This window comes from Nakamurella panacisegetis (genome assembly GCF_900104535.1).
Classification (GTDB): Bacteria; Actinomycetota; Actinomycetes; order Mycobacteriales; family Nakamurellaceae; genus Nakamurella; species Nakamurella panacisegetis.
Genome location: NZ_LT629710.1, coordinates 888,946 through 900,258 on the forward strand (window position 1 = coordinate 888,946; position 11,313 = coordinate 900,258).

At 70.6% G+C, this 11,313-nt stretch carries 10 protein-coding genes; 3 read left to right on the top strand and 7 right to left on the bottom strand.

The window, feature by feature from the left end:
* Nucleotides 1-139: 139 nt before the first annotated feature.
* The 7 genes from BLS97_RS03900 to BLS97_RS03930 all read right to left on the bottom strand — a co-directional run bounded on the left by BLS97_RS03900 (nt 140) and on the right by BLS97_RS03930 (nt 8,892).
* Nucleotides 140-991, bottom strand: coding sequence for an FAD binding domain-containing protein (locus BLS97_RS03900; protein ID WP_090474678.1), 852 nt, complete (start codon nt 989-991; stop codon nt 140-142).
* Complete coding sequence (locus BLS97_RS03905; RefSeq protein WP_090474679.1) at nt 991-3,471, bottom strand: xanthine dehydrogenase family protein molybdopterin-binding subunit; 2,481 nt, start codon at nt 3,469-3,471, stop codon at nt 991-993. Before BLS97_RS03905 ends, BLS97_RS03900 begins: the two co-directional genes overlap by 1 nt.
* Complete coding sequence (locus BLS97_RS03910) at nt 3,468-3,980, bottom strand: (2Fe-2S)-binding protein (RefSeq protein ID WP_090474680.1); 513 nt, start codon at nt 3,978-3,980, stop codon at nt 3,468-3,470. The genes BLS97_RS03905 and BLS97_RS03910 overlap by 4 nt, the downstream gene beginning before the upstream one ends.
* Before the next feature lie 266 nt (nt 3,981-4,246).
* A complete protein-coding gene (locus BLS97_RS03915) occupies nt 4,247-5,605 on the bottom strand; it encodes a DUF2786 domain-containing protein (protein ID WP_157695160.1) in 1,359 nt (452 codons plus the stop codon).
* Nucleotides 5,606-5,713: 108 nt separating this feature from the next.
* Nucleotides 5,714-6,844 (bottom strand): XdhC family protein, encoded by a 1,131-nt coding sequence (locus BLS97_RS03920; protein WP_090474682.1) that lies wholly within the window; start codon nt 6,842-6,844, stop codon nt 5,714-5,716.
* Nucleotides 6,837-8,003, bottom strand: a complete 1,167-nt coding sequence (locus BLS97_RS03925; RefSeq protein ID WP_090474683.1) for a vWA domain-containing protein — start codon at nt 8,001-8,003, stop codon at nt 6,837-6,839. Before BLS97_RS03925 ends, BLS97_RS03920 begins: the two co-directional genes overlap by 8 nt.
* A gap of 1 nt (nt 8,004) precedes the next feature.
* The gene (locus tag BLS97_RS03930) at nt 8,005-8,892 is read right to left on the bottom strand and encodes an AAA family ATPase (RefSeq protein WP_090474684.1); all 888 of its coding nucleotides are present in this window, start codon (nt 8,890-8,892) and stop codon (nt 8,005-8,007) included.
* 63 nt (nt 8,893-8,955) lie between these two features.
* Between BLS97_RS03930 and moaA the strand changes: the two genes are divergently transcribed.
* The 3 genes from moaA to BLS97_RS23375 all read left to right on the top strand — a co-directional run bounded on the left by moaA (nt 8,956) and on the right by BLS97_RS23375 (nt 11,311).
* Nucleotides 8,956-10,035: a GTP 3',8-cyclase MoaA gene (gene moaA / locus BLS97_RS03935; protein ID WP_090474685.1), complete on the top strand. Its 1,080-nt coding sequence runs from the start codon at nt 8,956-8,958 to the stop codon at nt 10,033-10,035.
* Nucleotides 10,028-10,315 carry a MoaD/ThiS family protein gene (locus BLS97_RS03940; RefSeq protein ID WP_090474686.1) on the top strand — a complete coding sequence of 96 codons (288 nt, stop codon included), beginning with the start codon at nt 10,028-10,030 and terminating at the stop codon, nt 10,313-10,315. The genes moaA and BLS97_RS03940 overlap by 8 nt, the downstream gene beginning before the upstream one ends.
* Before the next feature lie 219 nt (nt 10,316-10,534).
* Entirely contained in the window at nt 10,535-11,311 is a 777-nt protein-coding gene (locus tag BLS97_RS23375; RefSeq protein ID WP_197676399.1) for a hypothetical protein, read from the top strand.
* Nucleotides 11,312-11,313 lie beyond the last annotated feature (2 nt).

Genomic DNA, 11,313 nt, shown 5'->3' on the forward strand with positions numbered 1-11,313 from the left:
TCGGCCTGCGCCGGGCAGTTCTGTATGCGCCGAACCACGACCTGTATGCGCGGAACCACGACCGGTATGCGCGGAACGACGGCCTGTGTGGGCCGAACGACGGCCGGCGTGCGCCGAACGAGGGCCGGATGGGGCGGGGTCAGCCGACGGCGGCCAGGACGGCGCGTTCGGTGAGGACCCGAGCCAGGTGCTCGCGGTAGTCGGCGGCGGCCGAGGTGTCGTCGACCGGGGAGGTGCCCTCGGCCGCCGAGGCCGCGGCGGCCCGGATGGCATCGGCCGTGGCCGGTCCGCCGACCAGGGCGGCCTCGACCGCGGTGGCCCGCAGGGGCACAGGGCCCATGTTGGTCAACCCGACTCGGGCCTGCGTCACCACCGAGCCGGTGACCTTGATCGCCGCCGCCACCGAGACGATCGACCACGACTGCGCGACCCGGGTGAACTTCTCGTAGTGCGCCCCCCAGCCCGCGTACGACGGGAAACGGATCGCCACCAGCAACTCGTCCTCGGCCACCGCAGTCGTGAAGTAGTCCTGGAAGAAGTCGGCCGCAGCCACCGAGCGGCGACCGGACGGCCCGGCGAGCTCGAACACCGCGTCCAGGGCGACCGCGACGGCGCCCAGGTCACCTGCGGGGTCGGCGTGCACCAAGGCCCCGCCCAGGGTCCCGCGGTGGCGGACCTGCGGGTCGGCCACCGTCGCCGCCGTCTTGGCCAGCAGCGACAAGTGCTCCCCGACAACGGGATCGGTGACCACATCGTGGTGCGTGGTCATCGCCCCGATCACCACGTCCGCGCCGTCACGTCGGACTCCGGTCAGCTCAGTGATCCGGCGGAGGTCGACGATCAGACCGGGAGCGGCCAGCCGGAGCCGGAGCACCGGCACCAGGGACTGGCCGCCGGCCAGCACCTTGGCCTCGTCGCCGGCCTCGACCAGAGCGGCGATCGCGGCGTCCACCGAGTCCGGGGCGACGTAGTCGAATGACGAGGGAATCATCAGGCACCTTCCGTCGGAACACCAGTGGACAGCACGCCTTCGGCCGGGCCGGCCGCGACCGGCGCCGACTCACCCGACGAGGAACCGGCCTGCGCGTCGTGGATGGCCCGCCAGACCCGTTGCGGTGAGCACGGCATCTCGACGTCCTTGACGCCGAGATGACGGATCGCGTCGATCACCGAGTTGACCACGGCCGGCGTCGAGGCGATGGTGCCGGCCTCGCCGACACCCTTGGCGCCCAACGGATTCGTGGTGGACGGGGTGACCGTACGGCCGGTGGTGAACGACGGCAGATCAGCCGCCGTTGGCACCAGGTAGTCCACGAACGTGCCCGACGTGAGCTGACCGTCCTCGGAGTACTGGGCCTCCTCGTACAGCGCCTGGGCGATGCCCTGGGCCAGACCGCCGTGGATCTGACCGTCGGCGATCAGCGGGTTGACCACCACCCCGATGTCGTCCACGCAGACGTAGGAGCGGATCGTCACCTTCCCGGTCTGCGTGTCGACTTCCGTTGCGCACAGATGAGTTCCGTGCGGGTAGGAGAAGTTGTCCGGATCGAAGGTGGCGTCGGCATCGATCGTCGGTTCGATCCCGTCCGGCAGGTTGTGCGCGGCGAACGCGGCGAACGCGATCTCGCCGATTCCCATCGAGGTGTCGGTGCCGCGCACGGTGAACTTGCCGGAGGCGAATTCCAGGTCATCGGCGGACGCCTCCATCAGGTGGGCGGCAATGACCTTGGCCTTGGCCACCACCTTCTCGGCCGCCTTGACGATCGCCACTCCGCCGACCACCAGCGATCGGGAACCATAGGTGTCCATGCCTTTCGGGGCCGATTGGGTGTCACCGTGGATCACCTCGACACTCTCGAACGGGACACCGAGCTGGTCGGCCACGATCTGGGACCAGGCCGTCTCGTGACCCTGCCCGTGGGCCGAGGCACCGGTGATCACCTCGACCCCGCCCGTCGGCAGCATCCGGATCGAGGCCGACTCCCACCCGCCGGCGGCGTAGGAGAGCGACCCGAGGACGCGGGACGGGGCCAGGCCGCACATCTCGGTGAAGGTGGACATGCCGATGCCCAGTTGCACCGGGTCGCCGGACGACCGGCGCCGCGCCTGCTCCGTCCGCAGGCCGTCGTAGTCGAACAGCTCCATCGCCTGGGCGGTGGCCGCCTCGTAGTTGCCCGAGTCGTAGGTCAGGCCGGAGACGGTGGTGAACGGGAATTCCTCGTGGGTGATCCAGTTCTTGCGGCGCAGGTCCATCGGTTCCATACCGAGTTCGACCGCCAGCTCGTCCATCATCCGTTCGACCCCGAAGGTCGCCTCGGGCCGCCCGGCCCCACGGTAGGCGTCGGTGAGCGTCTTGTTGGTGAACACGTTGGTGCAGGTGAACCGGTAGGCCGGGATCTTGTAGATGGCGTTGAACATGAACGCCCCGAGGATCGGCACACCGGGTCCGACCGTGCCGAGATACGCGCCCATGTCGGCCAGCAGGTCGACATCGAATCCGGTGATGGTGCCGTCCCGCCGGGCCGAGAGCTTCAGCCGCTGGATCTGGTCCCGCCCGTGATGGGCCGACATCAGCGATTCGGAGCGGGTTTCGGTGTACTTGACCGGCTTGTTCAGCCGTCGCGCCACCATCAGGGTGGCGATCTCCTCCGGCGTCACCTGCAGCTTGCCGCCGAACCCGCCGCCCACGTCCGGGGCGATGACGCGCAGCTTGTGCTCGGGGATGCCCTGCGAGAGGGCGATCAGTACCCGCAGCACGTGCGGGATCTGCGTCGCCGACCACATGGTGATCTGCTCCGACGTCGGATCGACCACGGTGGAGCGGGGCTCCATGAACGCCGGGATCAGCCGCTGCTGCCGGAAGACGCGTTCCACCACCACCTGATCCGGGTCGGACGCAGCCGCCTCCAGGACGTCGACCACGTTGCCGCCGGTGCCGGCCGAACCGGAGTCGAAGACCCACACGGCGTTCTGATTCGTACCGAGTTCCTCGTGGACCAGGGCGGCCCCCTCGGCCAGGGCGACCTCCATGTCCAGTACGACCGGCAGCGGTTCGTAGTCGACCTCGATCAGCTCGACGGCATCGACCGCTTCGGCCTTGGTCCGCGCGGCGACGACGGCCACGATCTCGCCGGCGTGGTTCACCTTGTCCACCGCGATCGGCAGGCGTACCGGCGATTTCATGTCCGCCGTGATGGGCCAGGCGCAGGGCAGACCGCCCTGCTCGGGGAAATCGGCCCCGGACCAGGCGCCCACCACGCCTGGCGCGTCCGCTGCCGCCGCGACCGAGATCGAACTGATCCTGGCGTGCGCATAGGGCGAACGGAGGAAGGCCAGGTGCAGCATTCCCGGCAGCACCATGTTGTCGGTCCAGCGGGTGCGGCCGGTGATCAGATGTGCGTCCTCCTTGCGGCGGCGGTCCTTCCCGATCTCGGCCGGGCCCGTCGGCGGAGCGTCCAGGGTGGCCGTCATGCCGGCTCACCCGCCTCGTCGGCCGGAGCGGCGCCGGCGGTGGCCAGTGCCATCTCCTCCGCCGCGGCCTGTACCGCGGCCACGATGTTCTGATATCCGGTGCATCGACAGAGGTTGCCCTCCAGGCCTTCTCGGATCTCATGCTCGGTCGGGTGCGGATTCTCGGTCAGCAGGGAAATGGACTGCATCATCATTCCGGGGGTGCAGTACCCGCATTGCAGGGCGTGACATTCGTGGAAGGCCTTCTGGATCGGGTGCAGATCCCGGCCCGTGGCCAGCCCTTCGACGGTGGTCACCTCGGCCCCGTCCGCCTGCACGGCCAGCACCGAGCACGACTTGACGCTCCGGCCGTTCAGATGGACGGTGCAGGCCCCGCAATTACTGGTGTCGCAACCGATCACCGTCCCGACCTTCCCCAGCCGCTCGCGGAGATACTGCACCAGCAGCATCCGGGGTTCGACGTCGTCGGAGTACTTGACTCCGTCCACCTTGACCGACAGGGCCGTCATTGGCTCTCCCTCTTCGCTGGGGGCAGTACGGGATTCGCTGGGGGCAGTGCAGGCACACATTTGCGGGCGGGCAGTTCACGAACACAGGGTGCGGCGCTGCGGCATGGCCCGGTCGGGCGGGAGGCGGGGCCGGACGAGAGTGACCGCTGTCACGACAGTGCCCCCAAGATCGACAGTCCGCAACTGCGCGTTTCCCAGTCTCCGCATCTGCGGACTACAAGCCCGAGGCGACCCCGCGAATGCGCCCGTCAGAGCGGCTGGATCCGTCAGCGGTCGACCTGCCCGCGGGCCAGCACCGCCCGGTCGGCCGCCGCCCGTCCGGCGTTCCATCCCCGCGCATCGACCTGGGTGGCCCGGGACTGCGTGGTGATGGGGAAGAGTCGCTCGAATTCGCGCTCGACGGCGGCGGTCCGCCGGGCCAGCACCGGGAGCAGATCGGCGCCCCTGGTCGCCGATTCCTGCGACTGCGCGGTGTGCTCGGCCTCGCTCAGCCGCTCCCCGATGCGCTGTGCGTAGGCGAGCAGGAACGCGCGCCGGAACGAGGGCGCGCGGTCCGGCCGATGGCCGCCGCGAGCCACCGAACTGGCCTCCGTCATCGACTTCGTCGCCTGGACCAGCAAAGAGGTGAACAACATTTCCGACAGGTCGAGGTCGACCGGGAGCCCGACGACGGTGGCTGTGCCGAACTGATCGTTCCAGATCGCCCTGACGTGGTTCACCCGCCCGACGGCCGCCAGCAGCTGGGCCTTGGTCGCGGCGTAGGGGTTGTCGACATGCACGCGCCGGGAACGGATCTCCAGACCGTCGCCGGGATCGGCCAACAACACCTCGTCGATGGCGTAGCGCGTCATCAGATCCTGCGCCTTGGCCGTGAAAGTCTCCGCCTCCTCGGCGAATCCGGACGCCTCCGCCTTGGCCAGCAGCGCGCGGATGGTGACCAGCTTCTTCGGGTCGTGCCCGCCGGATCTCGGCGAGCTGGCCACGGCCCGCCTCGCCGGCCAGGACGACGGGACCGGCAGCAGCCGTTCCATCGGCACCACGGCCAGCCATTGGGCGATCAGCGTCAGGACGTCCGACCACGACTCCCACAGCGGCAGACCGGACCCGATGTGGCCCACGACGTTCCAGCCCGGCGTGGCGGGCACGTCGGCCAACCGACGGGATCCCATCGACTCGAGCTGCGCGACCCATTCCAGTGGCGCGCGGGCGGGCGCCCGCTGCGACAGACCATGCTCCATGACGACAGCCGCGGCCAACCGGGCGACCCGGACGCCGCGATCCCGCCGCACCACGTGCACGACGTCGGCCGGTTGCCAACCGTGGGCGTAGAGCTGGTCGAGTTCCTCGGTCATCAACCCGGTCGCCACCCGGGACGCCAGCAGCGCATCTCCTGCCGCGGCGGTGCCACCGAACATCACCAGGTCCCCGATCGCATCCTCCAAGGCCGTCGGATCACCGACCGCGCGCGCCCCGGTGATCAGCAGGGACCTGGCCTGCTCCTGACGGCCGACCTCGGTGGACCGGCCTTCGACGCGGTCCGGCCCACCCGCGCGCGCCGCAGTGGGACGAGGTGGGGCCGTCGTGTCGAGTCGAGTCGCTCGCCGCGACTGGTGTTTCTGGCCCATACCGCCAGTGTCCGGCATCGCGCCGACCCACCGGCCCCATCCACTCCGCCGGGCCCATCAGATCGACCGGTCCGTCCCACCAGCCGGTCCGTCACACCAGACGGCGACTCAACCCCCGGCGGCCTGGACCAGCGGCTCGCGATGGATCGCCCCGTCCAGCGACGACAGCCGACGACCGCCGCCGGCCCAGCGGTGCGCGATGATCTCGGCGGCGATCGACACGGCCGTCTCCTCCGGGGTGCGCGCGCCCAGATCGAGCCCGATCGGCGAGAACAGCCGCTGGAGTTGTTCCGGCGTCACTCCGGCCGCGAGCAACTTCTCGGCCCGTTCGGCATGAGTCCGGCGGGAGCCCATGGCTCCGACGTAGGCGACCGGGAGGGCCAGCGCCGCGGCCAGCACCGGGATGTCGAACTTCGGGTCGTGGGTGAGCACACAGATGACGGTCCGCTCGTCGAGCGCATCGGCCTGGGACTGCAGGTAGCGGTGCGGCCAGTCGACCACCACCTCGTCGGCGTCGGGGAAGCGTTTGGGCGTGGCGAACACGGGGCGGGCATCGCACACCGTCACCCGGTAGCCGAGGAAGACACCGACCTTCGCCACCGCCGCCGCGAAATCGATGGCGCCGAACACCAGCATCCGGGGCGCGGGCGCAAAGCTGGCCACGAAGACCCGCAGCCCCGTGCCCAGCCGCTCGCCGTCCGGGCCGTAGGTGAGGATGGACGTGCGGCCCGAGGCCAGCAGCCCGCGGGCGTCGTCGGTGACCGCGTCGTCGACCCGCGACGAGCCGAGGTCGCCCACCCGACGGTCGGGCCAGATCACCAGGTGGCGCCCCAACTGCTCCGGTGTCCCCTCGATCACCGTGGCCAGCGCGACCGGGGCGTCGGCCTCGACGGTGTCGGCCAGCTCGCCGAACTCCGGGAACGATGCTCGGGAGAACTCCTGGGTGAAGATGTCGATGATGCCGCCACAGGTCAGCCCGACCGCGAACGCGTCGTCGTCGCTGACCCCGTACCGCACCAACGCCGGTCGGGCGCCGTCCCGGACGGCGGTGGCCTGCTCGTAGACGGCCCCCTCGACGCACCCGCCGGACACCGAGCCCACGGCGGTACCGTCCGGGCCGACCAGCATCGACGCACCGGGCGGGCGCGGGGCGGAACGATAGGTCCCGACCACCGTGCCCACCCCCACCTGGCCGCCCGACTCCCACCAGCGCCGCAGATCGGGCAGGACGTCACGCATCGCGGATCACCTCCAGGAGTTCCTCCAGCGCGGCCAGCGAGTGACCGGCCACGAATGCGTCCAGGTGCGGCAGAACGGCCACGATGCCAGTCTGCACCGGAAGGTAACCCTCGCGCCCCTTGTGCGGGTTCACCCAGACCAGGCGGCGCGACAGCCGCCGCAGCCGCTGCACCTGCCGGGCCAGTTCGTCGGCCGATCCGCGCTCCCATCCGTCGGAGAACAGGACGACGACGGCCCCGCGGGCGGTCCCGCGCTGCCCCCACCGGTTGGTGAAGACCCGGAGCACCTCGCCCAGCCGGGTACCGCCGGAGAAGTCCGGGATCACCTCACCGGCCGCCCGCAGCGCCGCCTCCGGATCGGCCACCCGCAGGGCGCGGGTGATCCGGGTCAACCGGGTACCGATGGTGAAGACCTCGGTCGCGGTCGGCTGGGCGCGGGTGAGCACGTGGGCGAACCGGAGCAGGGCGTCCGCGTACAGGGCCATCGATCCGGACACGTCGATCAGCAGGACCACCCGTCGAGCCCGGGTGCCCTGGCGGCGACGACGCAGCGCCCCTGGTTCGCCGCCGGACGACAGCATCGCCCTGACGGTTCGGCGGACGTCGACCGGGCCACGCCGGGCGGCCACTCTCCGCCGGGACAGACGTCGGGGCAGGCCGGGCGCGAGCAGAGCCAGCAGCGCCGCCATTTCCCGGCGGTCCTGGGCCGAGAAGGCGGCGAAATCACGATGACGCAGAACCTCGGCCGCGGCCGCGTCGGCCCGCACCGGCGGCGTGGTCTCGGGAGAGGACTCCTGACCCGAGGCGGCGTCGGCATCCATCGACAGGGTCAGCCCGGAGAGTTCCGACCTCGACCGTCCGCGGCCCGCGGCGGCCGTCCGGCCGGTGAAGTACGCCTCGAACGCCGCGTTGTAGACCGGGATGTCGTCCGGTGATGCGGTCAGGGTGAGCCGTCCCGCCCAGTACACGTCATCCGGTTCGAGCGCTGAGAGGCGAGCCACCGCGGCCAGGAAGGTCCCCGCTCGTTCCGAGCCCACGGTCAGACCGGCCCCGCGCAACGCCCAGGTGAAACCGACCAGTACGTCGACCGAGCTCCCGGACCCGAACCGGTCTCCGGACGCCGTCCCCTCGCCTGACCCACCTCGGGCCGGCCCGGCCATCTCAGGAGGCCAGCAGCAGAGCCAGGCCGGCGGACACCACACGGTCGGTGTCCTCGCGGTACTTCAGCACCGCTCCCAGGGTCAACGCCGCCACCTGCAGGTCGAGGTCGCGGCAGCCGAGCGCGTGCAGCGCCATCGCCCAGTCCAGCGATTCGGCCACCCCGGGCGGTTTGAGCAGGTCGGCCTCGCGGAGGCGGGCGACCGCCGTGGCCACCTGCGTGGCGAGCCGTTCGGTGACCTCGGGCAGCCGGCGGCGCAGGATCGCCACCTCCCGTTCCAGGGACGGATGCTCGACCCAGTGGTAGAGGCACCGCCGCTTCAGTGCGTCGTGCACCTCACGGGTGCGGTTGGACGTGAGGACGACCAGAGGAGGGACGCTGGCCCGAATGCGACCCAGTTCCGGAATGGTCACCGCGAAATCGGAGAGCGCCTCCAACAGGAACGCCTCGAATTCGTCGTCGGCCCGATCGATCTCGTCGATCAGCAGTACCGAGCCCGGCGTCCGGAGAGCGGCCAGGATCGGCCGCTGCAGCAGGAACCGCTCGCTGTACAGCTCGTCCTCCACCCGCTGCCGGTCGAATTCACCGCCGCCGACGGCCCCCACTTCGGCGGCCCGCAGGTGCAGCACCTGCCGGGGGAAGTCCCAGTCGTACAGCGCCTGAGCCGCGTCGATCCCCTCGTAACACTGAAGGCGGATCAGCTCGACCCCTTTGGCCTGCGCCAACGCTGCCGCCAAGGCGGTCTTGCCGACCCCGGCCTCGCCTTCGAGCAGCAGCGGCCGGCGCAGCGCGTCGGCCAGGAAGGCCGCGGTGGCGATCCCGGCATCACTGAGGTACCCCGTGGCGTCGAGCGCATCGGACACACTCCGCGGATCAGCAAAGGCCGTCATCGCACCACTATCCCCGATCGGCGTCGGCGAGGCGCCTGTGGCCGGTGCGGTTAGGCTGACGCCATGACCTCGACCGCTCTTGGCATCCCGATGGTCGGGGCACGCCGCGCGGACGGCGACACCGCCGCCGAGCGGGCCGCGCGGGGCCCCTCTCCGTTTCTGATCGATTCGCACGGTCGGCGGGCCATCGATCTGCGGGTGTCGTTGACCGACAAATGCAATCTGCGCTGCACCTATTGCATGCCGGCCGAGGGGCTCGACTGGATGCCGGGGCAGGAATTGCTGACCGACGAGGAACTGCTGCGCCTGATCCGGCTCGCCGTCGATTCCCTCGGCGTCACCGAGGTGCGGTTCACCGGCGGAGAACCTCTGCTGCGCAAGGGCATTCTCGGGCTCATCTCGGAGGTGGGACGTTTCCCGTCCCGACCCGAGATGTCCCTGACCACGAACGGCATCGGCTTCGCGCGCCGGGCCGAAGATTTCGCCGCGGCCGGCCTGGACCGGATCAACATCTCGCTCGACAGCCTCGACCCGTCGACCTTCATCCAACTGACCCGACGCGACCGGCACCGGGACGTCATCGCCGCCCTGGATGCCGCCGCGAAGGCCGGCCTCGGGCCGGTCAAGATCAACGCGGTCCTGCTGCGAGGGATCAACGACCACGAGGCGGCTGATCTCCTGGCCTTTGCCGTCGAGCGCGGCTACCAGCTCCGCTTCATCGAACAGATGCCCCTGGACGCCGGCCACGGCTGGAACCGGACGTCGATGGTGACGGCGGACGAGATCCAGACCGCCCTGTCCGCCCGGTTCCGCTTGACCCCCCACCGCGCCGCGCGCGCCGGGGCCCCGGCCGAGCTGTTCGACGTCGACGGCGGGCCGGGCACCGTCGGGATCATCGCGTCGGTCACCCGCCCGTTCTGCGGCGACTGCGATCGCACCCGTCTAACCGCCGACGGGCAGGTCCGCAGCTGCCTGTTCTCCCGGTCCGAGACCGATCTGCGAGCGATGCTGCGCGCCGGCGCGACCGACGACGAGATCGCGGACACCTGGCGGCTGGCCATGTGGCGCAAGCTCCCGGGGCACGGGATAAACGACCCGTCGTTCCTGCAACCGGACCGTCCGATGAGCGCCATCGGTGGCTGAACCCGGTCCCGTCTCCGGCCCCCGGGTCGTCGTGGTGACCCTTCGGTACTACGCCGCCGCCCGGGCGGCGGCGGGCGTCGATTCCGAAAAGGTGGAACTGCCCGCGCCGGCGACCGTGGCCGACGCACTGGCGGTCGGAGTGCACCGGCACGGTGACGTCCTGGAGCGGGTGCTGCGCCGATGCTCCTATCTGCTGGGCGAGGTCGCCGTCCATACGGCCGCCACTGCGGTGACCGACGGTGACGCGATCGACGTTTTGCCGCCGTTCGCCGGAGGGTGACTACACCGTCCGTGTGGTCTGTGTATCAATCCAGGGGAATCCGGCCTCTTGCCGGTCAGTTGCAGCTCGCGGTGCCGGACGGCGTTCGTTCGCGTGTCCACTTCCGGTGGCCGGTCGAGGACGATACGGTTCGATCACGGGTTGCAGCCCGTAACAGGTCGACACCTGAGCATGATCGCGGTTACACCCGGTACCGCGGCCCGCAACTGGAGGTTTCTCGTGTCCCAGCCCCCTGCCGGAGGGTATCCGCCTCCGGATCCGAACCAACCGGGCGGATATCCGCCCCCCGCCCAGGGCGGCTACCCGCCTCCTGCCCCGGGTTACACGCCGCCCCCGGCCTACACACCGCCGCCGGCTCCGGCGCCCGGCGAATACCAGCCACCGGCCGGTGGCTACGCCCCGCCGCCCGCACCCGGCGCCTATCCCCCGCCCGCCGCCGGTGGCTACCCGCCGCCCGCGCCGGGCGGTTACCCGCCGGCGCCCGGTTACGGCGCACCGGCCGGCGGCAGCGGCATGCCGGCCGTTGACATCTCCAAGGTCGGCACCAGCGACTGGATCGTCATCGGGGCCGGTGTCGTGCTGCTCATCTTCAGCTTCTTCGGCTGGTACTCCTACTCCTACTCCTACTCCGGCTACGGCGTCAGCGTCGGCGGCAGCACCAGCCTCGGCGCCTGGCACGAGTACTGGTGGCTGGCCACGGTTCTCGGGGTCGGCGTGGCGGTCGTCGTCGCGCTGCGCACCATGATGGGCCAGTCGATCAGCCAGGTGAAGCCGCTCTTCCTGATGATCGCCGCGGGTGTCGGGTTCGTGATCACGCTCATCTCGCTGATCGAGATCTTCTCCAAGGGCACCAGCGGCGAAGGCTATTCCGTCGGTCCCGGCTTCGGCATCTGGGTCTGCCTGATCATCTCCGCCGCACAGACGTACTTCGTCTGGCTGTGGGCCCAGAAGCAGCCCGGCTGGACCCTGCCGAAGCTCCCCGGCCCGGCGCTGTAGTC